Origin of the sequence: Aquihabitans sp. McL0605 (assembly GCF_049993875.1) — a bacterium.
Taxonomy (GTDB): domain Bacteria; phylum Actinomycetota; class Acidimicrobiia; order Acidimicrobiales; family Iamiaceae; genus Aquihabitans.
Window position 1 is genome coordinate 4671724 of the sequence record NZ_CP188252.1, and the last position, 22065, is coordinate 4693788.

Annotated in this window: 21 protein-coding genes; 10 read left to right on the forward strand and 11 right to left on the reverse strand. The window is 71.5% G+C overall.

The window, feature by feature from the left end:
* Positions 1–32: 32 nt before the first annotated feature.
* Positions 33–1274 (forward strand): acyl-CoA dehydrogenase family protein, encoded by a 1242-nt coding sequence (locus ACPPVX_RS21710; protein ID WP_426572670.1) that lies wholly within the window; start codon positions 33–35, stop codon positions 1272–1274.
* 24 nt (positions 1275–1298) lie between these two features.
* Here the strand turns inward: ACPPVX_RS21710 and ACPPVX_RS21715 are convergent, their stop codons facing one another.
* Positions 1299–2633 (reverse strand): hypothetical protein, encoded by a 1335-nt coding sequence (locus ACPPVX_RS21715; RefSeq protein WP_426572671.1) that lies wholly within the window; start codon positions 2631–2633, stop codon positions 1299–1301.
* 74 nt (positions 2634–2707) lie between these two features.
* Positions 2708–3856, reverse strand: a complete 1149-nt coding sequence (locus tag ACPPVX_RS21720) for an acyl-CoA dehydrogenase family protein (RefSeq protein ID WP_426572672.1) — start codon at positions 3854–3856, stop codon at positions 2708–2710.
* A gap of 51 nt (positions 3857–3907) precedes the next feature.
* On the opposite strand from ACPPVX_RS21720, the gene ACPPVX_RS21725 reads away from it, so the two are divergent.
* Positions 3908–4351: an N-acetyltransferase family protein gene (locus ACPPVX_RS21725; protein WP_426572673.1), complete on the forward strand. Its 444-nt coding sequence runs from the start codon at positions 3908–3910 to the stop codon at positions 4349–4351.
* A 22-nt stretch (positions 4352–4373) separates the two neighbouring features.
* On the opposite strand, the gene ACPPVX_RS21730 is transcribed toward ACPPVX_RS21725, so the two are convergent.
* The 8 genes from ACPPVX_RS21730 to ACPPVX_RS21765 form a co-directional block, all read right to left on the reverse strand.
* Positions 4374–5150, reverse strand: coding sequence for a YqjF family protein (locus tag ACPPVX_RS21730; protein ID WP_426572674.1), 777 nt, complete (start codon positions 5148–5150; stop codon positions 4374–4376).
* A 125-nt stretch (positions 5151–5275) separates the two neighbouring features.
* Positions 5276–5776, reverse strand: coding sequence for an Lrp/AsnC family transcriptional regulator (locus ACPPVX_RS21735; protein ID WP_426572675.1), 501 nt, complete (start codon positions 5774–5776; stop codon positions 5276–5278).
* 2 nt (positions 5777–5778) lie between these two features.
* Positions 5779–6921: an alanine dehydrogenase gene (gene ald, locus ACPPVX_RS21740; RefSeq protein WP_426572676.1), complete on the reverse strand. Its 1143-nt coding sequence runs from the start codon at positions 6919–6921 to the stop codon at positions 5779–5781.
* On the reverse strand, positions 6921–8309 hold the full coding sequence (locus ACPPVX_RS21745; RefSeq protein ID WP_426575069.1) for an aspartate aminotransferase family protein: 1389 nt from the start codon (positions 8307–8309) through the stop codon (positions 6921–6923). Before ACPPVX_RS21745 ends, ald begins: the two co-directional genes overlap by 1 nt.
* Positions 8310–8449: 140 nt before the next feature.
* Positions 8450–9319: an ABC transporter permease gene (locus ACPPVX_RS21750; protein ID WP_426572677.1), complete on the reverse strand. Its 870-nt coding sequence runs from the start codon at positions 9317–9319 to the stop codon at positions 8450–8452.
* Complete coding sequence (locus ACPPVX_RS21755) at positions 9316–10206, reverse strand: ABC transporter permease (protein ID WP_426572678.1); 891 nt, start codon at positions 10204–10206, stop codon at positions 9316–9318. Before ACPPVX_RS21755 ends, ACPPVX_RS21750 begins: the two co-directional genes overlap by 4 nt.
* 4 nt (positions 10207–10210) lie before the next feature.
* Positions 10211–11434: an ABC transporter substrate-binding protein gene (locus tag ACPPVX_RS21760; RefSeq protein WP_426572679.1), complete on the reverse strand. Its 1224-nt coding sequence runs from the start codon at positions 11432–11434 to the stop codon at positions 10211–10213.
* A gap of 25 nt (positions 11435–11459) precedes the next feature.
* A complete protein-coding gene (locus ACPPVX_RS21765) occupies positions 11460–12635 on the reverse strand; it encodes an ABC transporter ATP-binding protein (protein ID WP_426572680.1) in 1176 nt (391 codons plus the stop codon).
* A 202-nt stretch (positions 12636–12837) separates the two neighbouring features.
* Here ACPPVX_RS21765 and ACPPVX_RS21770 point away from each other — a divergent pair, with 202 nt between their 5' ends.
* Positions 12838–14265 carry a gamma-aminobutyraldehyde dehydrogenase gene (locus ACPPVX_RS21770; RefSeq protein ID WP_426572681.1) on the forward strand — a complete coding sequence of 476 codons (1428 nt, stop codon included), beginning with the start codon at positions 12838–12840 and terminating at the stop codon, positions 14263–14265.
* A 17-nt stretch (positions 14266–14282) separates the two neighbouring features.
* Here ACPPVX_RS21770 and ACPPVX_RS21775 read toward each other — a convergent pair whose 3' ends face one another.
* Positions 14283–15587 carry an NAD(P)/FAD-dependent oxidoreductase gene (locus tag ACPPVX_RS21775; RefSeq protein ID WP_426572682.1) on the reverse strand — a complete coding sequence of 435 codons (1305 nt, stop codon included), beginning with the start codon at positions 15585–15587 and terminating at the stop codon, positions 14283–14285.
* A 279-nt stretch (positions 15588–15866) separates the two neighbouring features.
* Between ACPPVX_RS21775 and ACPPVX_RS21780 the strand changes: the two genes are divergently transcribed.
* Genes ACPPVX_RS21780 through ACPPVX_RS21810 form a run of 7 tightly spaced genes read left to right on the forward strand, consistent with a single transcriptional unit; the run spans position 15867 to position 22060 of the window.
* A complete protein-coding gene (locus ACPPVX_RS21780; RefSeq protein WP_426572683.1) occupies positions 15867–16586 on the forward strand; it encodes a thiamine diphosphokinase in 720 nt (239 codons plus the stop codon).
* Complete coding sequence (locus tag ACPPVX_RS21785) at positions 16586–16879, forward strand: thiamine-binding protein (RefSeq protein ID WP_426572684.1); 294 nt, start codon at positions 16586–16588, stop codon at positions 16877–16879. The genes ACPPVX_RS21780 and ACPPVX_RS21785 overlap by 1 nt, the downstream gene beginning before the upstream one ends.
* A gap of 13 nt (positions 16880–16892) precedes the next feature.
* Positions 16893–17708, forward strand: a complete 816-nt coding sequence (locus tag ACPPVX_RS21790) for an ABC transporter permease (RefSeq protein WP_426572685.1) — start codon at positions 16893–16895, stop codon at positions 17706–17708.
* Entirely contained in the window at positions 17705–18742 is a 1038-nt protein-coding gene (locus ACPPVX_RS21795) for an ABC transporter substrate-binding protein (protein WP_426572686.1), read from the forward strand. Before ACPPVX_RS21790 ends, ACPPVX_RS21795 begins: the two co-directional genes overlap by 4 nt.
* 1 nt (position 18743) lies before the next feature.
* The gene (locus ACPPVX_RS21800; protein WP_426572687.1) at positions 18744–19550 is read left to right on the forward strand and encodes an ABC transporter ATP-binding protein; all 807 of its coding nucleotides are present in this window, start codon (positions 18744–18746) and stop codon (positions 19548–19550) included.
* A gap of 42 nt (positions 19551–19592) precedes the next feature.
* Positions 19593–20024, forward strand: a complete 432-nt coding sequence (locus ACPPVX_RS21805) for an SRPBCC family protein (protein ID WP_426572688.1) — start codon at positions 19593–19595, stop codon at positions 20022–20024.
* Positions 20025–20032: 8 nt separating this feature from the next.
* Positions 20033–22060, forward strand: coding sequence for a glycogen debranching protein (locus tag ACPPVX_RS21810; protein ID WP_426572689.1), 2028 nt, complete (start codon positions 20033–20035; stop codon positions 22058–22060).
* Positions 22061–22065 lie beyond the last annotated feature (5 nt).

The window sequence follows — 22065 nt, forward strand, 5'->3', positions numbered from 1 at the left end:
CGTGCCCGCGGACCGGACGAGGGGAAACCGCCATGTACCAGTGGACCGAAGAGCAGGAGATGGTGCGAGGCGCTGTCCGGCAGTTCATCGACAAGGAGATCCGCCCGCGGATCGAGGAGTTCGAGCACGGCGACACCCCGCCCTACGACGTCCTGCGCAAGCTGTTCAAGGACTTCGGCATGGACGTGTCCGCCCGGGACCGCTTCGCCAAGCAGATGGAGTTCGAGCGGGCCGTCGAAGCCGCGGTGGCCGCCGGCGAGACCCCGCCCGAGAAGCCCAAGCGCGACGGCGACGGCGGCGCGTCGTCGCTCACGCTCATCCCCATCATCGAGCTCTGCAAGGTCTGCCCGGGGATGGTCACCGCCATGGGCGTGTCGATGGGTCTCACCTCGGCCGCCATCAGCTCCAAGGGCACCATCGCCCAGAAGGAGCGGTGGGTGCCCGACCTGCTCAGCATGGCCAAGGTGGGCGCCTGGGCCATCACCGAGCCCGGCTCCGGCTCCGACGCCTTCGGATCGATGAAGTCCACCGCCCGCAAGGACGGCGACGAGTACGTGCTCAACGGCTCGAAGACCTTCATCACCAACGGCCCCTACGCCGAGACCATCGTCTTCGTCTGCAAGCTCGACGAGGGCAACGCCCCCGCCGACCGCAAGATCCTCTCGTTCGTGATCGAGTCGGGCACGCCCGGCCTCGAGCAGAGCAAGCCGCTGCGCAAGATGGGCATGCACTCGTCGCCCACCGGCGAGCTGTTCGTCGACGACGTGCGCGTCGGCATCGACCAGCTCATCGGCGAGACCGAGGACGTGGCCAGCGGTGGCCGCGAGGGCGCCAAGGCCACCTTCATGCAGGAGCGCTCCGGCGTGGCCGCCATGGCGCTCGGCATCATCGAGGAGTGCCTCACCCTCTCGGTCCAGTACGCCAAGGACCGCGTGCAGTTCGGTGAGCCCATCGGCAACTTCCAGCTCATCCAGGACAAGCTCGCCCGGATGGAGGTCGCCCGCCTCAACGTCGAGAACCTGGTGTTCCGCACCATCGAGATGAGCGCGGCCGGCCACTCCATGACCCTGGCCGAGGCCAGCGCCATGAAGCTCTACTCCGCCCGCGCCGCCACCGAGGTGGCGCTCGAAGCCGTCCAGATCTTCGGCGGCAACGGCTACATGAGCGAGTTCCGCGTCGAGCAGCTCGCCCGCGACTCCAAGGTCCTGCAGATCTACGCGGGCACCGACGAGATCCAGATCACCCACATCGCCAAGGACCTCCTCCGCCGCTGAGCGGATGCCGGGGGCGGGCGAGGGCTACGTCGGCGGGACGGGCCGCCGGATGGCGCGCCCGACGATCTCCCAGCCCGCCACGAGCAGCAGGGCCAGGAGCGGATCGACGGGCGAGCGCAGCCGGGCCGCCCCGGTCTCGAGCAGCACGGCCGGGGCCGCGACCGCAGCCACGACGAGCACGCACAGGGCCAGGCCGGCGGCCCGCCGGCGGACGCCCGGACGACCGCGCTCGCTGAGCAGGATCCCGGGCGCGAGCACCGCCTGGAGGGCGAACGCCGAGAGGAGCAGGAGGTGCCCGATCTGGAGCACCCAGGTCGCGGCCGTCCCGAGGCCCTGCACCGCCGGTTGCGAGTCGATGTCGGTGAAGCGGATCACCGCGGGCCCGATGGAGGCGACGTACTCGAGCGGATGGTGCGTGATCAGGTACAGGTTGGCATCGAGCATCCACCGGTCCGTCCCGGCTCGGTCCCGGCCGAGCGCGGCGCCCAGGTCATCGCGGACTGAGAACGCGTAGTTCGGGGCGTCGTAGCGATCGCCCAGCAGCAGCTGGCGGTCGCGCTCGGCCACCAGGATGCTCCGACCCGGCTCGTAGCGCGGGGGGAGCTCGTCGACGAACGTGCTGGTGCGGGACGAGAGGTACCACCCGGTCAGCGGGCTGGCCTCGGGTCGGTCGAAGCGGACGGCGTCGATCCCCACCAGCAGGACGAAGGCCAGCACGGCAGGGCCGAGGACGAGCGCAGCAGCCCGGACGCGTGGTCGCCGGGGCGGGGCGCCGGCCGGGCCGGAACGGCGGGCGGGGAGGCTCACGGTCACCGCGACCGCGAGGACCAGGGGGACCAGCGCCATCGATGGCCGCACCCAGACGCCCGCCGCGCTGGCGGCGCCGGCGACCACGAGCAGGCGCGAGGACCGGTCGTCGAGCCACCGCACCACGGCCCACACCGCGACCACGACCAGGAACTGGGAGATGGCCTCGCTGCCGCTCGAGCGGACGAGGACCATGGCGGGCAGCACCACGAGCAGGCCGGCCACGACGGCACGACCGACCCTCGACACGCCGAGCCGCCAGGCGACGTCGACCACGAGCAGCACCGATCCGGCGTGCAGGATCGCCTGGAGCACGAACAGCAGGACGGTCTCACGGTGCAGGGAGCCGGTGGCCCACAGGACCAACGGATAGCCCGGTGCGCGGTCGGTGAGGTGGTGCCACCCGCCGACGATGCTCAGGCCATCAGCGCGGTACTGGGCGGAGTCGCCCATCGGTGCGGTCCGGAAGCCCCAGGCGACGGCGTGCACGGCGGTCGCCACCGCGACGATGCCCAGGGCCCAGCGGTCCTCGTTCCACAGTCGCCGGGGCACGGCGCGACTCTAGGGTCGGGTGGCGCCCCGACCTGAGCCCGTGGCGGCGGGGTGGTGCCCGCGGCGGGGCTCGGTCAGACGCCGAGGGAGCGGCCGATGATCTCCTTCATGATCTCGGTGGTGCCGCCGTAGATGGTGGTGATGCGGGCATCGGTGTAGGCCCGGGCGATGGGGTACTCGAGCATGTAGCCGTAGCCGCCGTGCAGCTGGACGCAGGTGTCGACGGTGCGCTTCTGGAGCTCGGTGCACCACCACTTGGCCTCGGCGGCCTCCTCGGCGGTCAGCGTCCCGTCGTTGAGCCCCTGGATGCAGCGGTCGACGAACGCCTGGGCGATGTCGATCTCGGTGCGCATCTCGGCCAGCTTGAAGCGGCTGTTCTGGAACGAGCCGACGGGCTGGTTGAACGCCTTGCGCTCCTTGACGTACTCGAGCGTCCACCCGAGCGCGGCCTCGGCGGCGGCCACCGCGGAGGCGGCGATCGACAGGCGCTCCTGGGGCAGGTTGCGGACCAGGTGCACGAACCCCTGGCCCTCGGTGCCGAGCAGGTTGGCCACGGGGACGTGCACGTCGGTGAAGAACAGCTCGGCGGTGTCCTGGCTGTGGAGGCCGACCTTGTCGAGGTTGCGGCCCCGCTCGAAGCCCTCCATGCCGCGCTCGAGGACGACGAGGCTCATCCCCTTGTGGCGCTGGGAGGGGTCGGTCTTGACCGCGGTGATCACGAGGTCGGCGTTGATGCCGTTGGTGATGAACGTCTTCGATCCGTTGACGACGTAGCTGTCGCCGTCGCGGATGGCGGTGGTGCCCATCGACGCCAGGTCGGAACCGATGCCCGGCTCGGTCATGGCGATGGCCGTGATCAGCTCGCCCGAGCAGATGCCCGGAAGCCACCGCTCCTTCTGCTCGTCGGTGCACAGGGAGGTGAAGTACGGCAGGCAGATGTCGTTGTGGAGCGTGATGCCGAGGCCGGCGCCACCGGTGCCGGAGCGCTGGAGCTCCTCGCCGATGATGAGGTTGTAGCGGAAGTCGTCGACGCCGCCGCCACCGAGCGCCTCGGGCACGTCCATGCCCAGGAACCCCGACGCACCGGCCGCCGCGAACAGCTCACGGGGGACGATCCCGTCGTGCTCCCACTGGAGGAACCCCGGCACGATCTCCTTGTCGACGAACTGGCGGAACGCCTCCCGGAACATGTCGTGCTCGTCGGTGAAGATGGTGCGCTGCATGCCGGCCATCCTGCCAGCCCACCCGAGGGGTGCGGGTGCGATGCTGGGTGGGTGACGCTCTCGATCCGACCGCTCGTGCCCGCCGACCGAGATGCGTGGGACCCGCTGTGGCAGGGCTACCTGGTCTTCTACGAGACCGAGCTGCCCGACAGCACGACCGACCTCACCTGGGGGCGGTTCTTCGACTCGGCGGAGCCGATGGCCGCCATCGGGGCGTTCGTCGACGGCAACCTCATCGGGTTCTGCCACCACCTGTTCCACCGCTCCACCTGGGGCGTCGCGCCGTACTGCTACCTGGAGGACCTGTTCGTCTCGCCCGACTCGCGGGGGTCGGGGGCGGGTCGGGCGCTCATCGAGGCCACCGCCGACGCCGCCCGGGCCGCGGGCGCCGAGAAGCTCTACTGGCACACCCGCACCTCGAACGCCACCGCCCGGGCCCTCTACGACCAGGTGGCCACCCACGTCGGCGACATCGTCTACGAGCGCGACCTCTGACCGCCCCTGGGTGGAGGCGCGCTCAGGTCCGGACCCGTCGGGGGACGGCGATGCGCACGTCGACGCCGGGCGACCACAGCACGTAGGGGTCGCCCTCGGGGGCCGGCAGGCCGGCCGCGGTCACCAGGGTCTCGTCGCCGCGCAGGAGCTCGGCGCGGTGCAGCGGCCATGGGGGATGTTCGACATCGGCCCACATCAGCCGACGGCCGAACGTGGTGCCGAGCGCCCAGCGGGCGCTGAGGAAGTGGTCGAGGTCGCTGGCGTCGGCGGGGGCGATGGCCTCACCGACGCGCACCGAGATGTCGGTGGACGCGTCCGCCGCTGGCCACCGTCGACGTGAGCGGTACGAGACCACGGCGCCGGGCACCACGGGGCGCCCGGTGGCGGCCGCCGAGCCCTCGATCGTCATCGTCGCCCAGCAGTAGGGGAGCCGGTAGCTGGCCCGGGCGACCAGCGCGGTGATCAGCCGGGTGATGTCGAGGCTGCAGAACCACACCGCCCGTCGACCGGCCGGATCGGTCAGGTAGGTGCGCACGTTCGTCTCGGGGAACGTCGACAGCGGCCCGAACGCCGGCAGGCGCGGGAACCGCACCCGATCCATCTGGAACGGCAGCACACCCACCCACGCCGAGCCGTCGAACGTGTCGACCCGGAACCCGTCGGGCAGCAGCGCCTGCACCACCGCCGGGTCGTAGCGCCAGTGGATCGAGGCCAGGTCGTGCCACCCCTGGAGCATGATCGCCCGCCGCACCGGCCGAGCGCACGAGGGCGTGACGTCTTCCGCCGGCAGCAGCTCCACCCGGTCACGGTACCGAGCGGGGCCGTCACCTGGGGATGAACGCGAAGGTGACGGGTCGGGTGGCGCTGGCGGGGGGCCTGCGGCCATCCCGACCCGTCGTTGGGGGGACCGGTGGAGGCGCCGCGCTAGCGGGTGCCCCAGGTGTAGGTCTGCTTGACCAGGTCGAGGTAGGTGAAGACCTCGGCGCTGCGCACTCCGGGGGTGGCGCGGATGACGTCGTTGACGAGGGCGAGGAGGTGGTCGGTGTCCTCGCACACCACCTCGAGCAGCAGGTCGTAGGCGCCCGAGGCGATCACCACGTAGTCGATCTCGGTGATGGCGCCGAGGTTGGCGGCCAGCACGCGCAGGTCGCCCTCGGCGCGCACGCCGATCATGGCCTGGACCGTGAAGCCCACCGACAGGGGGTCGGTGACCGCCACCACCTGCATCACGCCGGAGTCGGTGAGGCGCTGCACCCGCTGGCGGACCGCAGCCTGCGACAGGCCCACCTCGGGGCCGAGCTTGGCGTAGCTCATGCGCCCATCGACCTGCAGCGCCCGGATGATGGCCTTGTCGATCTCGTCGAGCGCGGGCGCGGCGGCCACGGCCGCGCGCCCGTTGCGGCGGGGTCCCGCGCCGGAGCCCATCGTCAGACGGTCCCGGCGGCGGCGAGCGCGTCGGACAGGGGTCGGCCGGCCTTGCCGATGGCCTCGGCGACCGACTCGTTCACGACCTGGCCGCCCATGGTGTTGACCCCGAGGGCCAGCGCCGGGTCCTTCTCCACCGCGCCGGCGACGCCGAGCGACGCCAGCTCGGCCAGGTAGGGGAGGGTGACGTTGGTGAGCGCGTAGGTGGAGGTGTGCGGCACCGCGCCGGGCATGTTCCCCACGGCGTAGTGGATGACGCCGTGCTTCTCGAAGACCGGGTCGTGGTGGCTGGTCTCGTGCGACGTGGCGATGCAGCCGCCCTGGTCGATGGCGATGTCGACCACCACGGCGCCGGGCTTCATGGCCCGGACCAGGTCCTCGTCGACCACCACGGGGGCGCGGCCGCCGGCGACGAGCACGGCGCCGATGACGAGGTCGGCTTGGGTGACGACCCGCTCGACCATGCCGCGGTTGGACGTGAGCGTGGTGACGCGGCCCATCTGGATCTGGTCGACGTGGCGGAGCCGGTCGACGTTCTTGTCGAGCACGTCGACCTCGGCCTCGAGCCCGGCGGCCATCCACGCCGCGTTCCAGCCGACGTTGCCGGCGCCGAGCACGCAGACGCTCGCCGGTCGGACGCCGGGCACGCCGCCGAGCAGGACGCCGCGCCCGCCGTTGTGGCGCTCGAGGAAGTGGGCGCCGACCTGGATCGACATGCGGCCCGCCACCTCGCTCATCGGGGCGAGGAGGGGGAGCAGTCCGTCGGCGGTCTGCACCGTCTCGTAGGCGATCCCGGTGGTCCCGGCCTCGATCAGGGCCTCGGCCACCTTGGGGTAGGCGGCGAGGTGCAGGTACGTGAACAGCACCTGGTCGGCTCGCAGGTACGCCAGCTCCGACGCCTGGGGCTCCTTGACCTTGCAGATGAGGCCGGCGCGCTCCCAGACCTCGTCGGCCGTGGCCACGATCTCGGCACCGACGGCCTTGAAGTCGTCGTCGGGGATCGAGGCGCCGTTGCCGGCCCCCGCCTGGATGACGACGTCGACCCCGTGCCCGTGCAGCTCGCGCACGCCGTCGGGGGTGAGGGCCACGCGCCCTTCGTCGGCCTTGATCTCGGTGGGGACGCCCACCAGCAGCGGTGCGGGCATCAGGGGAGCTTCGTCTCGTGCGCGGGCGAGGAGACGGCGATCGTTCGGGTGCGCTCCATCTCGTCCATGGCGTCGAGGAGCGCGATCCGGATCACGCGCGCCATCTCCTCGAACTCCTCGGGCCCGGCGGTGAGGGGCGGCGACAGCTGGATGACGGGCTCGCCTCGGTCGTCGGCCCGGCAGAGCAGCCCGTTGGCGATGAGGGTTGGCGTGAGCTTGTCTCGGAGGAGGTGGTCGGCCTCGGCGTCGGTGAAGGTCTCCTTGGTGGCGGTGTCCTTCACCAGCTCGATGCCGTAGAAGTAGCCCATGCCCCGGACGTCGCCGACGATCGGGAGGTCGCGCAGGTCCTCGAGCGTGCTGCGGAACAGGTCCTCGTTGGTCTGGACGTTCCCGATGAGGTTCTCGCCTTCGAGGATGTCGAGGTTGGCGAGGGCGACCGCACAGCTGACGGGGTGGCCGCCGAAGGTGATGCCGTGGAGGAAGATCTCGTCGTTCTCGATGAACGGCTCGGCGATGCGGTCCGACACCATCACGCCTCCGAGGGGGGAGTAGCCCGACGTGAGGCCCTTGGCCATCGTGATCATGTCGGGCTGGTAGCCCAGGCGGTCGGCGCCGAACATCGATCCCAGGCGGCCGAACGCGCAGATGACCTCGTCGCTGACGAGCAGGACGCCGTGGGTGTCGCAGATCTCGCGGACCCGGGCGAAGTAGCCGTCGGGCGGCGTGAAGCAGCCGCCGGAGTTCTGGACCGGCTCGAGGTACACGGCGGCGACGGTCTCGGGGCCGGCCTCGATGATGGCGGCCTCGATGGCCTCGGCCGGCATGAGCAGCGCCTCGGGCGACGTGTCGGTGTAGCGGTAGGAGTTGGTGTTGGGGACCTTGATGTTGCCCTGGGGGAGCAGCGGGGCGAAGACGTCCTTGATGGCGTCGAGGCCGGTGATCGAGAGGGCCCCGATGGTGGCGCCGTGGTAGGCGAGGTGGCGCGAGATCACCTTGTGGCGGCCGGTCTGGCCCATGGCGACGTGGTACTGCCGCGCCAGCTTCCACGCCGACTCGACGGCCTCGCCGCCACCGGTGGTGAAGAACGCGCGGTTGAGGTCGCCGGGGGCGAGGGCTGCCAGCCGGGCGGCCAGCTCGACCGCGGTGGGGTGGGCGTAGGTCCAGACCGGGAAGTAGGCCAGCTTCTCGGCCTGCTCCGACATCACCTTGGCCAGCTCGTGGCGGCCGTGGCCCGCCTGGACGGTGAACAGCCCGGCCAGGCCGTCGAGGTAGCGCTTGCCGTTGGTGTCCCAGACGTAGCAGCCGTCACCGCGCTCGATGATGGTGACGTTGCCGTCGTCCTCGGGGGTCAGCTTGGAGAAGTGCCCCCACAGGTGCTCCTTGGCCATGGTCTGCAGGTCTGCTGGGGAAGGGGTGGCGCTCACGGGAGCCTCCAGGGAAGAGAACGGTTGCAACGATTGTCGGCGATGAGATCCCGATCAGCAAGTGAATCTGTTGTGGACTGAAGAAATGACGACGGAATCACTTGTCACCCTGGCCGTGATCGCCGCAAGGTCCGCGCGGCACCGATGGTGATGAGGCCGAAGGTCACGATGAGGATCGCCGAGGCGATCACGTGGACCTGCGGGGGGATCTCGGTCTTGTTGGCGTTGAAGATGCGCATCGGGAACGTCGTGGTGGAGTCGCCGGCCACGAACGACGTGATGATGTAGTCGTCGATCGACAGGGCGAACGAGAGCAGGCCGGCGGCGGCGATGCCCGGGAGGATCAGCGGGAACGTGACGGTCCGGAAGGTCCGCCACGGGGGCGATCCCAGGTCCATCGCCGCATCCTCCAGGTTCCAGTCGAGACCTCGGACGCGCGCTTGCACGGTGAGCGCGACGAAGCTCAGGCAGAAGAGGATGTGGGCGATGACGACGGTGGTGAACCCGAAGTTGGCGTTCTGGGCGAAGAAGAGCGTGAACAGCGACGAGCCCATGACGATCTCGGGCGTGGTCAGGGGCAGGACCAGGATGATGTTGACGAGGCCCTTGCCCCGGAACTGGTAGCGGGAGATGGCCAGGGCCATGAGCCCGCCGAGCACGGTGGCCACCAAGCAGGCGACGAACGCCACCTTGAGGCTGGTGACGAGCGCCTGCGTGTAGTCGGCCTTGCGGAAGGGGTGGGCCCAGTTGTCGAGCGTGAACCGGTTCCACTGGGTGTTGAACTTGCCGACCGGGTCGTTGAACGAGAACAGGACCACGACGATGATCGGGGCGAACAGCCAGGCGTAGACGACGGCGGCCCAGACCGCGAGCCAGTACGACCGCAGCGGACGGCGGTCCTTGCGGTCCTTGAGATCGGGAACGGGCGCCGACGGCACGGGCGAGGTGGTCTCGGGAGCGACGGTGGCGGTCATGCGCTCAGCTCATCGGTCCCGAGCACCTTGGCGTAGATCAGCACGCCGACGGTGATGATGGTCATGAAGATGAACGACAGGGCGGCGGCCTCCGGGTAGTTGCTCTCCTTCAGGAACAGCTTGGAGATCTGCGACCCGATCATCCCGGTGCGCACGTTGCCCAGCAGCTCGGCGTTGATGTAGTCGCCGGCGGCGGGGATGAAGGTGAGCAGGGTGCCGGCGAACACGCCCGGCAGAGACAGCGGCAGCACGATCTTGCGGAACGCCTTGGCCGGGGTGGAGTAGAGGTCCTGGGCGGCGCTGATCAGGCCCGGGTCGATCTTCTCGAGGCTCACGTAGATCGGCAGGATCATGAACGGCACGAAGTTGTAGGCCAGGCCGAACACCACCGCTTGGGGCGTGTTCAAGAAGGTCCCGTTCTCGGTGATGCGCAGGAAGTTGGTGACCCCGGTGGTGTGGGTGGTGTGCACGAACCACAGCGCCGGCCCCTGCTGGCCGAGGATGGTCTGCCAGGCGATGGTGCGGATCAGGAACGAGATGAAGAACGGGATCATCACCATGCCGAGCAGCGCCGCTCGCCACCTCCCGGCCCGGAAGGCCAAGAAGTAGGCGAGCGGGTAGCCGATGATGATGCACAGCACGGTGGCGATCCCGGCATAGGCGAACGACCGGATCAGCTCGGGCTGGAAGCGGCTGGTGGCGTCGGAGAAGTTGGCCCACCGCCACGTCAGGTCGTACTCGGGCAGGAACGCGTTGGGCTTCGTGGACAGCGCGATCTTCAGCAGGGTCCACATGGGCACCAGGAAGAAGAGGATCAGCCAGAGCATCCCCGGGGTGATGAGCCCGTAGGGGAGGAACCTGCGCTTGCGGAGCCCGCTGCTGGCCATCGGATCAGCCGGTGATGTCGTTGAAGGCTTTTTGGGTGGCGATCTGCTCGGCCTGCGGCTGGTCGCCGAACACGACGACCCGGGAGAGGGTCTCGGCGTCGGGGAACACCAGCGGGTTGGAGGCCAGCTTGGCGGCGTCGCCGCCCTTCTTCTCGAGCGCTTCCTTCACACCGTCGACCGGCGAGATGTACTGGACGAACTCGGTGATCTGGGCCGCGTTCTCGGGGTCGTACACGTAGTTCATCCACTTGGCCGCGGCCACGGAGTTGGGGGCGCCCTTGGCGACGGTCATGGCGTCGAACCACTGCATGCCGCCCTCGTCGGGGATGATGAACTTGATGCCGAGCTTGGGGTCGAGCTGGGCGATGTCGCCCGACCAGGCCATGGCCACGGCCACGTCGCCGTTCTCGAGCGAGCGCAGGTACTCGTTGCCGGTGAACTTGAGGATCTGGCCGCTGTTGGCGGCGCCCTTGATCTTGGCGAGGGCCTTGTTGACGTCGTCGAGCTTGGCGTCCTTGGGGTTGTTGCCCTGGCCGAACATCGTCAGGCCGACGGCGTCGTGGAGCTCGGTGAGGAAGGTGACCTTGCCCTTGAACGCCGGGTCGTAGAGGTCGTTGGCGCTGTTGAGCGCCCGCCCGGTGAGCTTGGGGTTGTAGGCGATGCCGGTGATGCCCGCCTGCCACGGCATGAAGTGCTTGGCCCCCGGATCCCACGGCAGGTTCAGGTAGGCCTTGTTGAGGTTCTTGTGGTTGGGGATCTCGTCGAGGAGCAGCTCCTCGATCCAGCCGAGCCCGATGATGCGGGCGGCCATCCACTGGGTGGGGACCGTGATGTCGGCGGAGATGGTCTTCCCCTTGCCGAGGACCGGCAGGTAGATCTTGTTGAAGTACTCGTCGTTGTCGTTGAAGTCCTTGCGGTACGTGACCTTGATGCCCGTCTCCTTCTCGAAGTTCGAGATGGTGGTGCCGGGCCCGGCGACGTCGCCGTTGGCGTCCTCGTCGATGTAGGCGTCCCAGTTGCTGATCACCAGCTTCTTGGTGGGCGTGGTGTTCGGGCCCGTGTCGCCCTTGGAGCCGCTGCTGCTGGAGCCGCACGCGGACAGCAGCGTGGGACCGAGGGCGGCGGCACCCAGGGCCAGGCCGCTCGAGGCCAGCAGGCGACGGCGCGAGAGCCCCTTGGTGAACTCGACGGCCGCGGCGAGCTCCGGGTCGATGGGTCGATCTGGCATGGAAGGGCTCCTTCGGTTGGCGGGGTCAGCCGGCGTCGGGGGTAGGGGTCACCACGGGGGTGGGGGAGGGTGCATCGGCAGGGCTGCCGGGCAGCAGGACCGAGGCCTCGTCGGACCACGAGGCCTGGACGGTGTCGCCCGGGATCGGAAGCCCGTCTCGGCGGGCGGGCACGGCGGCCACGGCGAGCGAGTCGTCGGGCAGGCGCAGCTCGTAGCGGACGATCGGGCCCTGGAAGACGGTCTCGGTGACGACCGCGTCGACGGTCCACCGATCGGGGTCGGAGAGCTGCGGTTCGACGTACATGCGCTCGGGGCGGACCATGAAGGTGCCGCTGTCGCCGACCTGGAGGCCGCTGGTGTCGTCGGTGACGTGCAGCTGGCGGCCCGCCACCTCGACGGTGGTGGTGGAGCCCTGCTTGGACTTCACCAGGGCCGGCCACAGGTTGGCCTGGCCGATGAACCCGGCGACGAACACGGTGGTGGGCCGGTCGTAGATCTCCCGGGGCGTGCCGATCTGCTCGACGCGGCCCTTGTTCATGACGGCGATCCGGTCGCTCATGGTGAGCGCTTCCTCTTGGTCGTGGGTCACGAAGATGAACGTGATCCCGACCTCGCGCTGGATGCGCTTGAGCTCCAGCTGCATGCTCTGGCGCAGCTTCAGGTCGAGGGCGCCGAGGGGCTCGTCGAGCAGGAGCGCCTTCGGGAAGTTGACCAGGGCCCGAGCCAGCGCCACTCGCTGCTGCTGGCCGCCGGAGAGCTGGGAGGGGCGGCGCTTGGAGAAGTCGGTCAGCTTCACGACGGCGAGGAGCTCGTCGACCCGGCGGGCGACCTCGTCCTTGGGCACCTTGCGGGCCCGCGGGCCGTAGGCCACGTTGTCCCACACGTTCATGTGCGGGAACAGGGCGTACTGCTGGAAGACGGTGTTGACGTCGCGCTTGTGGGGCGGCGTCTTCGAGACGTCCTGGCCCTCGAGGCGGATGGAGCCGGAGGTGGGGGTCTCGAAGCCGGCGATCATCCGGAGGGTGGTGGTCTTCCCGCAGCCCGAAGGGCCGAGCATCGAGAAGAACTCGCCCTCGGCGATGGTGAAGTTGGCCCGGTCGACCGCGGTGAAGTCGGCGAACACCTTCGACACGTCGTCGATCTCGATGACCGGCTTCGGGCCGGCGGCCACGGCGGGTTCGGCTGCGGTGGCGAGCGTCATGGGCGTCCTCGGTTGCGGCGGGCGGTCCAGGATCCTGTGGCGTGGGTCACGCGTCCAGGCATGGGGAGCACCATTCCACGGATCATCCGGCATGGCAAGGAATCAATCGTTTCCATTGTGTTTCGCAACGGAATCCCTTGCCATGGGCGCGTCGAGCGCGCAGGATGGCCGGACGACTTCTCGGCCTTGGAGGCACGCAGCGATGGTGGACGGCCAGCACTACATCGGCGGGGCGTGGCAACCCGCCCTGGACGGTGCGACCGACGAGGTGGTCAACCCGGCCACGGGCGAGGTGGTCGCCACGGTCCCGTCCGGCGGGGCCGCCGACATCGACGCCGCGGTCGCCGCGGCCGCGGAAGCGTTCGTCGCCTGGGGACGGACCACTCCCCGCGAGCGGAGCGAGCACCTGCTCGCCCTCGCCGCCGCGGTGGAGGCCGATCTGCCCGAGCTGAAGCGCCTGGAGATGGTCAACGTCGGCAAGCCCGCGTCGATCGTCGACTTCGAGTTCGACCTCACGGTCGACAACCTCCGCTTCTTCGCCGGCGCAGCGCGGTGCCTCGACGCCGGCGCGGCGGCGGGGGAGTACCTGCCCGATCACACGTCGATGCTCCGGCGCGACCCGCTCGGGGTGGTGGCCGGCATCGCGCCCTGGAACTACCCGCTGAACATGGCCACCTGGAAGCTGGGCCCGGCGCTCGCCGCCGGGAACACGTTCATCCTCAAGCCGTCGGAGCTCACACCGCTCACCGCCCTGCGCCTGGCCGAGCTGGCCGCCGACATCTTCCCTCCCGGCGTGTTCAACGTGGTGTGCGGGCAGGGCGAGACGGCCGGCGACCGGCTGGTCAAGCACCCCGACGTGGCGATGCTGTCGCTCACCGGCGATGTCGGCACCGGCAAGCTCATCGCCCGCAACGCCGCCGAATCGCTCAAGCGGGTGCACCTCGAGCTGGGCGGCAAGGCGCCGGTGGTGGTGTTCGACGACGCCGACCTCGACGCCGTCGTCGCCACCCTGGCCGAAGCCGGCTACTACAACTCCGGCCAGGACTGCACCGCCCCGTGCCGCGTGGTGGCCGGCCCCGGTCTCTACGACGACCTGGTCGCCCGGCTGGGCGACGCGGCCGGCTCGCTGCTCACCGGCGACCCGTTCGACCCGGCCACCGCGGTCGGGCCCGTCGTGTCGTCGGAGCAGCGCGACCGGATCGTGGGCATGGTCGACCGCGCCGTGGCCGACGGTGCCGAGGTCGTGGCCGGTGGGCGCGCCGTCGCCGGCGACGGCTGGTTCTACGCCCCCACCGTCTTGGCGGGGGCCGACCAGCGCAGCGAGATCGTGCAGCGCGAGGTGTTCGGCCCGGTCATCTCCGTGCAGCGCTTCGCCGACGAGGACCAGGCGCTCGCCTGGGCCAACGACGTCGACTACGGCCTCGCCGCATCGGTCTGGACGAGCGACGTGGGCCGCGCGATGCGCATGGCCCGGGACCTGAAGTTCGGCACCGTGTGGGTGAACGACCACATCCCGATCGTCTCGGAGATGCCCCACGGCGGGTTCAAGCACTCGGGCTACGGCAAGGACATGTCGATCCACGCGATCGAGCACTACACCGAGCTCAAGCACGTGATGATCAAGCTCTAGGAGCCCGGCTCCGTGCGTCAGGGGCGGTCCTGGTAGCGGAACCACTGGCCGACGAGCGGCAGGTACGCCTTGCGGGCCCGGTGCACCGGGATCGGCCGGTGCTTGAGCTCGGCGAACGAGGGGGGCGGCGCGTGGCCCAGCACCACCAGACCGAGCCGGTGGCCGAGCCACGTGTTGAGGGCCACGCCGGACCCGTTGCACCCGGTGGCGTACCAGGCGCCGCGGACCTGGCCCACGTGGGGCATGCGGTCGAGGGTGACCGCCACGTTGCCGCCCCAGCGGTGGGTGACGGCCACCTCGGCCAGCTGCGGGTGGATCTCGCGCATGGAGGCGGCGAGGTAGTCGGCCGCCTCGGCGACCGTGGCGTGCTGGAGGCTGCGCCGACCGCCGAACAGCATCCGGCCGTCGGGGGAGAGCCGCCAGTAGAAGAGCAGGTTCTTCGTGTTGACGAACATGCGGTGACGCGGGCTGACCGCAGCCGCCACCTCTGCGCTGAGGGGCTCGGTGGCCACGATGAAGCTGCCGATGGGCAGGACCCGCTTGGCCAGCTCAGGGACCAGGCCGTCGGCGTAGGCGTTGGTGGTGATGATCACGTGGTCGGCGTGGACGGGGCCGCGCTCGGTGGCCAGCCCGAACCGGCCGCCCGGGGTGCCGCTGCCCCGGTCGTCGAGGTGGGTCGCCGCGCAGCGGTCGACGATCTCGACCCCGGATCCGAGCGCCGCCGCCACCAGCCCGGCGTGCAGCTTGGCCGGGTGGAGGCCGCCGGTGCGCTCGTAGACCACGGCGCCGTGGAACGCGGTGGAGCCGATCTCGTCGACGAGCGCATCGCGCTCGACGAAGTGGACCGGCTCCCCGAAGCCGACCGCGTGCTCCTGCGCCAGGTCGCGGAGGTACGGGACGAGCCGAGGGCTGTGGGCGAGGTAGAGCTGGCCGGTCCGCTCGTAGTCGCAGTCGATCAGCTCGTCGGCGATGAAGCCCTCGAGGTGGTCGAACGCCTCGTTGACCTCGCGGTGCATGCGCAGGCCCAGGTCGCCGTACTTGGCCTGCAGCGACGCCGGGCCGGCCTTGAGCTCGGGGATGGCCATGCCCCCGTTGCGCGAGTGCGCGCCCCAGCCGAGCTCCCCCTTCTCGTACACCCGCACCGATCGCCCTCCGCGGGCGATCTCGATCGCGGCGGCGAGCCCGGCGTAGCCGCCTCCCACCACGGCGACGTCGACCCGTGCGCTGAGCGGCGCGTCGGCGCGGGCCGTGGCGAGCACGGGGAGCTCGACCTGCTCCTGCCAGAGCACCGCATCGGCAGGAGCATCGGGCGGGGGAGCCATGGGGTGATGGTACGGGGCCGTGACCGCGTCGACCGGCGCCGACCGTGCGGAGCCTCCCTCCGGCCGTGCCGACCGCCGCCGGGCCGCCGTCCCTCGTCCAAGCGCGTGCGATCCCTCGCTACGATGCACCCCAACGAACCACGCCGGGGAGCTCGAGGAGTCGGGCTGAGAGGGTGGCCGTCACCGAAAGGTGCCGCCACCGACCCGTGAACCTGACCCGGGTAATGCCGGCGGAGGGATGCGATGACCAGCCCTGGCCCCGTGCCACCACAACCCTTCGTGTTGCTCGCCATCGGCGGGGATCCGGCCGCGCCCGTCCGCCTGCCCGGTGCGCTCCCGCCCGGGTCGGTGGTGGTCGCGGCCGACTCCGGCCTCGACCGCCTCGTGGCCGCGGGCATCACCGCCCACCACGTGGTGGGCGACCTCGACTCCGTCACCGCCGACGCCCTGCGCCACGCGGAGGCGGCCGGCGCCACGATCCACCGGCACCCCGCCGACAAGGACGCCACCGACATCGAGCTGGCGCTGCGGCTGATCAGCGAGCGGCTCGCACCGGATGCGCTGCTCCACGACCTGCTCGTCGTCGGCTCGGGCGGCGGTCGCCTCGACCACCTGCTCGCCGACGTGCTGGCGCTCACCGCGCCAGACCTCAGCCACCTCCGCGTGACCGCCCTCCTCGGCGCCGCCACGGTGAGCGTCGTCCGGCCCGGCGAGGAGCGGGTCCTGACCGGCACGCCGGGGGAGCAGGTGTCGCTGCTCCCCGCCCACGGGCCCGCCCGCGGCGTGACCACCGAAGGGCTCCGCTGGGCCCTCACCGGGGCCGACCTCGTCGCCGGCACCACGCGGGCCATGAGCAACGAGCTGGTGGAGCGCACCGCCGTCGTCCAGGTCGGAGACGGCGTCCTGGCCGCCATCCAGCCCGCCACGATCGCCCCGCCGATCGATCCCCGCACCACGCCCTACGACCCCACCCCACGAGCACCCGAAGGAACCCTCTGATGATCGCCGAGCTCCAGGTCCTGCCCCGTCCCAGCGGTACCGACGACGACCCGCACGCCCACGTCGATGCCGCCATCGCCGCCATCGAGGCCAGCGGCGTCCACCACGAGGTGAGCGCGCTGGGCACCACGTTCGAGGGCACCCCCGACCAGGTCTGGGCCGCGCTGCGCGCCGCGCACGAGGCCACGCTGGCCGTCGGCGCCCAGTTCACGATCAGCATCGTGAAGCTGGCCGAGGGCGTCGACGACGGCGGCCCCACCATGGACCGCCTCACCCGCAAGTTCCGCGGCTGACCGAGCGCTCGCCGTGCCCGCCGTCCGCCCCGTCCCGCGCTGGAAGCGCTGGCTCCCGCCAGCGCTCGGGTTCGCCGCGCTCGTCGCGCTGTGGCAGGCGGCGGTGTCGATCCGCCACACCGCGCCCTACCTGCTGCCGGGGCCGGTGCGCGTCTGGTCGGCGGCGGTCGACGAGGCACCGCAGCTGCCGGGCAAGGCGTGGCCCACGCTGTGGGTCGCGCTGCTGGGGCTGGCGATCGGCGCCGTCGTCGGCGTGCTGCTCGCCGTGCTCCTGGCGCGGGTCCGCCCCGCCCGCCAGGTGCTCTACCCGCTCGTCGCCATGACGCAGACCGTCCCCCTGGTCGTGCTGGCCCCGCTGCTGGTCGTGTGGTTCGGGTACGGCTCGATGCCCAAGGTGCTGCTCGTCGTGCTCATCGTCTTGTTCCCGGTGCTGGTGGCCACGCTCGACGGCATCGACGAGGCGCCGCACGACATGGTCGACCTGGTGCGCTCGATGGGCGGATCGCCCCGCACGGTCCTGCGCACCGTCCAGCTCCCCGCCGCCCGGCCCGCCTTCTTCAGCGGCCTGCGCATCGCGGCCACGTACGCCGTGGGCGGCGCCGTGATCGCCGAGTACCTCGGCGGAGGCGCCGCCGACGAGGGGCTGGGCAAGACGATCATCCACGCCAAGACGTCGTTCGCCATCGATCAGCTCTTCGTGGCCGTCGTCCTCATCGCCATCTTCAGCGGCCTGTTCTTCGTCGCCGTCGATGCCCTGGGCCGCCTCGCCGTGCCCTGGGAGCGGCCCCGCCGCGCCACCGTCCGCCCTGCCCCCAAGGAGACCCCATGAACCGCACCCGTCGTCGATCCCTCGCCGTGATCGCCGTGCTCGGCGCCCTCGCCGCCGGTGGCCTGGCCGCCTGCTCGAGCGACGCCGCCACCGGCGCGTCGGGCTCCGGCGACGGATCGAAGGCCGCCCTCGACTCGTTCAAGGTGGTGCTCGACTGGTCGCCGAACACCAACCACAACGGCATGTACCTGGCCAAGGAGAAGGGGTGGTACGCCGATGCCGGGCTCGACGTGACGTTCCTCGAGCCGGGCGATGCCGGGAGCCTGCAGGTGCTCGCGGGCGGCAAGGCCGATGTGGCGGTCTCGGTCCAGGAGGAGCTCATCCCGGCCCGGGCGGCCGGCCTGCCGGTCCAGTCGATCGCTGCGATCCTCCAGCACAACACGTCGAGCCTGGTGTCGCTCGCGTCCGACGGCATCACCCGTCCGAAGGACCTCGAGGGCAAGACCTACGGCGGCTACGGCGGCCAGCTCGAGACGGCGCTGCTCGACAAGCTCGTGCGCTGCGACGGCGGCGACCCCAAGAAGGTGAAGTCGGTCGACGTCGGGGAGTCCGACTACCGCGTCGGCCTCGAGCGCAACCAGTACGACGCGGTGTGGATCTTCGACGGCTGGGACGGCATCCACCTCCAGCAGCAGGGCGTGAAGACCAACACCATCCCCTTCATCGACCACACCGACTGCATCCCCGACTGGTACACCCCGCTGCTCGCCACCTCCACCAAGGTCGAGCAGTCGCGTCCCGACGATCTGAAGGCGTTCATGGCGGCCACCGCCCGCGGCTACCGCGAGGCCATGGCCGACCCCGACGCGGCCTCCGCCGCCCTGCTCGCCCAGACCCACGACCTCGACCCCAAGCTGGTGAAGGCCAGCTCGACGTACCTCTCCACCCGGTACGCCGACGACCCGAAGGCGTGGGGCCAGCAGCAGGCGAAGGTCTGGGACGACTTCTCGGCGTTCCTCCTCGAGGCCGGCCTGATCGACAAGCAGATCGATGTCGGCGCGGCGTGGACCGACGACTACCTGCCGGGGTCGTGACGTGACCGGTGCCGTCCCCGGGCCGCCGGGGACGGTCGAGGTGGCCGGTCTCACCGTGGCGTGGCCGAGCGGCGACGATCCGGGCACTGCGGTCGACGGCATCGACCTCGCGGTGGAGGCCGGCTCCATCGTGAGCATCGTGGGCCCGAGCGGCTGCGGGAAGAGCACGCTGCTGCGCGTCCTCGCGGGCCTGCTCGTGCCCGATGCCGGGACGGCCTCGGTCGACGGGATCGACGTGGCCGGCGCGCCGGGGTCGTGCGCCTGGCTCCCGCAGCGCGACAACCTGCTCCCGTGGCGCCGCGTGCTCGGCAACGCCACGCTCGGCGCCGAGGTGGGGGGCGTGCCCCGCGCCCAGGCCGAGGCCGAGGCCCGCCACCTGCTGTCACGGTTCGGCCTGGCGGGGGTCGAGGACGCGTGGCCGACGGAGCTCTCCGGTGGCATGCGCCAGCGGGTGGCGGTGCTGCGCACCTTCCTCACCCCCGCGCCCGTCCTGCTGCTCGACGAGCCGTTCGGGGCGCTCGACGCCCTCACCCGCCGACAGATGCAGGCATGGCTCCAGGAGGTGTGGATGGCCGTCGATGGCTCCGGGACCGGCGCGGGTGGCGGCGCGCGCACGGTGCTGCTGGTCACCCACGACGTCGAGGAGGCGCTCCTGCTCGGCGACCGCGTCGTGGTCATGTCGCCCCGACCGGGCCGGTTCACCGCCGACGTCCCCGTCACCTTCGCCCGCCCTCGTCCGCCCGACCTGGTGGCCGCCCCCGAGTTCGTGGCGCTGCGCTCGGAGCTGCTGGGCCTGCTCGGCGCCTGACCGTGGTTTCGGGCCCTCGGCGCCACGCACCACACTGGCGAGGTGGACATCCAGGCCGAGCTCACCGCCACGTGCCCGCCCGACGCGATCTTCGCCTGGGTCAAGGACCTGAGCTCGTACCCCGAGTGGCTCGAGATCGTGACCCAGGCCCAGGCCGACGACGACGGGTCGTGGTCGATCGATCTGCGCGGCCGCATGGGCCCGCTGGCGCGCACGAAGCGGCTCCGCATGGTGCGCACGGAGCTGGTGGAGCCGCAGCGGGTGGTGTTCGAGCGGGCCGAGCTCGACGGCCGCCAGCACAGCCCGTGGCGCCTCACCGCCGACGTCTCGTCCGAGGGTGACCAGTCGTCGCTGGTGATGCAGCTGCACTACGGCGGGGGCCTGTTCGAGCCGCTGATCGAGCGGGTGCTGCGCGACGAGATCGAGCGCTCCCGTCTGCGCCTCCAGGGTCTCGTCACCGCGGACGCCGGGTAGCGGCCTCCATGGGTGGAGCAGCAGCAGGGGAGGGCGACGAGGTGCTCGGGGCCACGGTCGGGGCCGATGGCGTGCGGTTCGTGGTGGCGTCCGGCGTCGCCGAGCGCATCGAGCTCTGCCTCTTCGACGGCGACGGCACCGAGCACGATCGCGTCGACCTCACCGCCGGCGACGGCGGGCTCTGGACCGCGGTCGTGGGCGGCGCCGGCGCCGGCCAGCGCTACGGGTTCCGGGTCCACGGACCGGGCCAGCCCGCCGAGGGGCACGCCTGCGATCCGGCCAAGCTCCTGGTCGACCCGGCGGCGCGACGGGTCACGGGCGAGCTGCGCTGGACCAAGGAGCTGGTCACCCCGGGCGTCGACTCGGCCCCGCTCGTGCCCCGTTCGGTCGTGGTGGCCCCTCCCGCCGCTCCTCCGGTGCCCGTCGCCGTGCGCCGCGACTGGGCCGAGACGGTGGCCTACGAGGCCCACGTCGGTCACCTCACCGCCCGCCACCCGCTGGTGCGGGCCGAGCACCGCGGCCGGTACCCGGGCCTGGCCGCGCCCGTCGTCATCGACCACCTCCAGCGGCTCGGCGCCACCGCGGTGGAGCTGCTGCCCGTGCAGCACTTCGTCAGCGAGTCGGGCCTGGTGGCGGCGGGCCAGCGCAACGTGTGGGGCTACAACCCGCTCGCCTGGGGCGCGCCCCACGCCGGCTACTCGTCGGCGGGGGAGAGCCCGGTCGGAGAGCTCCGGTCAGCGGTCGCCGCGCTGCACGAGGCCGGGATCGAGGTGTGGCTCGACGTGGTGTTCAACCACACGTGCGAGGGCAGCCTGGGTCGCGGGCCGATCCTGTCGTGGCGGGGCTTCGACAACCGGGGCACGTACCGGCTCATCGAGGGCAAGGGAGGCCTGGTCGACGACGACGTCACCGGGTGCGGCAACGCGGTCGACACCCGGTCGCCGATGGTGCGCCGCCTCGTCCGCGAGCTGCTCGCCCGCTGGGTCGCCGAGTACGGCATCGACGGGTTCCGGTTCGATCTGGCGGCCACGTTGATCCGCGAGGACGACGGGCCCAGCCCGGCGTCGCCGTTCCTGGCCGAGCTGGCGGCCGACGAGCGCCTGGCCGGCACGCGCCTGATCGCCGAGCCGTGGGACACCGGGCTGGGCGGCTACGCCGTCGGCCGGTTCCCGGGGCCGTGGCGCGAGTGGAACGACCGCTTCCGCGACGACGTCCGCGACGTCTGGCGCGGCGAGCCGGGCCGGTGGCCGCGCCTCGCCGCCCGCCTCACCGGCAGCGCCGACCTGTTCCGCCACCAACCGCCCACGAGCCCCGACGACGGCGCGTCTGTGGGCCCGGACCGAGACGCCACGGCGAGCGTCACCGCCATCGCCACGCACGACGGCTTCACCCTCGCCGACCTCGTCACCTACGCCGACCCGATCGGCGGCGGGCACGGCCAGCGCTCGTCCAACTCGGGCCTCGAGGGCCCCACCGCCGACCCCGAGGTGTCCCAGCGCCGGCGGCGCCGGCAGCGGGCGCTGCTCGGCACCCTGCTCTGCGCCCAGGGCGTGCCGATGATCAACAGCGGCGACGAGATCGGTCGCTCCCAGGACGGCGTGGCCGACGGCTACACCCTCGAGCCGGCCGAGTGGGGCCTGCCCTGGCCCGAGGCCGACTGGGACCTCGCAGCGTGGACCGCATCGGCCGTCTCGCTGCGCGCCCGCCACGCCGCGCTCCGCCGCCCGGGCTGGGTGGCACCCGACGACCCCCAGATCACCTGGTTGACGGCCGACGGCTCCGTGTTCGACGACGGCGCCTGGACCGATGCCGCCCAGCCCGGCATGCAGGTGCTGCTCGCCGGCCCCGACGAGGGCGACGCCACCGCGCTGGTGCTGCTCGCCGTCACCGACCCCGCCGACTTCGTCCTCCCCGAGGGCCCCTGGTGGCCGGCGCTCGACGCGTCCGACCCCCGAGGCGGAGCCGCCTCCAAGCCCGTCACGGGCTCCTTCCACGTCGACGCCCCGGGCTTCGTCCTCCTGCTCGACCGTCCCTGACCCAC

What these genes read in the sequence shown, in the direction of transcription:
- ACPPVX_RS21770 (WP_426572681.1), top strand. Translation starts at nt 12,838, where the DNA reads ATGGTGGACGGCCAGCACTACATCGGCGGGGCGTGGCAACCCGCCCTG.
- ACPPVX_RS21765 (WP_426572680.1), bottom strand. Translation starts at nt 12,635, where the DNA reads ATGACGCTCGCCACCGCAGCCGAACCCGCCGTGGCCGCCGGCCCGAAG.
- ACPPVX_RS21750 (WP_426572677.1), bottom strand. Translation starts at nt 9,319, where the DNA reads ATGACCGCCACCGTCGCTCCCGAGACCACCTCGCCCGTGCCGTCGGCG.
- ACPPVX_RS21775 (WP_426572682.1), bottom strand. Translation starts at nt 15,587, where the DNA reads ATGGCTCCCCCGCCCGATGCTCCTGCCGATGCGGTGCTCTGGCAGGAG.
- ACPPVX_RS21745 (WP_426575069.1), bottom strand. Translation starts at nt 8,309, where the DNA reads ATGGCCAAGGAGCACCTGTGGGGGCACTTCTCCAAGCTGACCCCCGAG.
- ACPPVX_RS21795 (WP_426572686.1), top strand. Translation starts at nt 17,705, where the DNA reads ATGAACCGCACCCGTCGTCGATCCCTCGCCGTGATCGCCGTGCTCGGC.
- ald (WP_426572676.1), bottom strand. Translation starts at nt 6,921, where the DNA reads ATGCCCGCACCGCTGCTGGTGGGCGTCCCCACCGAGATCAAGGCCGAC.
- ACPPVX_RS21710 (WP_426572670.1), top strand. Translation starts at nt 33, where the DNA reads ATGTACCAGTGGACCGAAGAGCAGGAGATGGTGCGAGGCGCTGTCCGG.
- ACPPVX_RS21810 (WP_426572689.1), top strand. Translation starts at nt 20,033, where the DNA reads ATGGGTGGAGCAGCAGCAGGGGAGGGCGACGAGGTGCTCGGGGCCACG.
- ACPPVX_RS21785 (WP_426572684.1), top strand. Translation starts at nt 16,586, where the DNA reads ATGATCGCCGAGCTCCAGGTCCTGCCCCGTCCCAGCGGTACCGACGAC.
- ACPPVX_RS21760 (WP_426572679.1), bottom strand. Translation starts at nt 11,434, where the DNA reads ATGCCAGATCGACCCATCGACCCGGAGCTCGCCGCGGCCGTCGAGTTC.
- ACPPVX_RS21735 (WP_426572675.1), bottom strand. Translation starts at nt 5,776, where the DNA reads ATGGGCTCCGGCGCGGGACCCCGCCGCAACGGGCGCGCGGCCGTGGCC.
- ACPPVX_RS21720 (WP_426572672.1), bottom strand. Translation starts at nt 3,856, where the DNA reads ATGCAGCGCACCATCTTCACCGACGAGCACGACATGTTCCGGGAGGCG.
- ACPPVX_RS21755 (WP_426572678.1), bottom strand. Translation starts at nt 10,206, where the DNA reads ATGGCCAGCAGCGGGCTCCGCAAGCGCAGGTTCCTCCCCTACGGGCTC.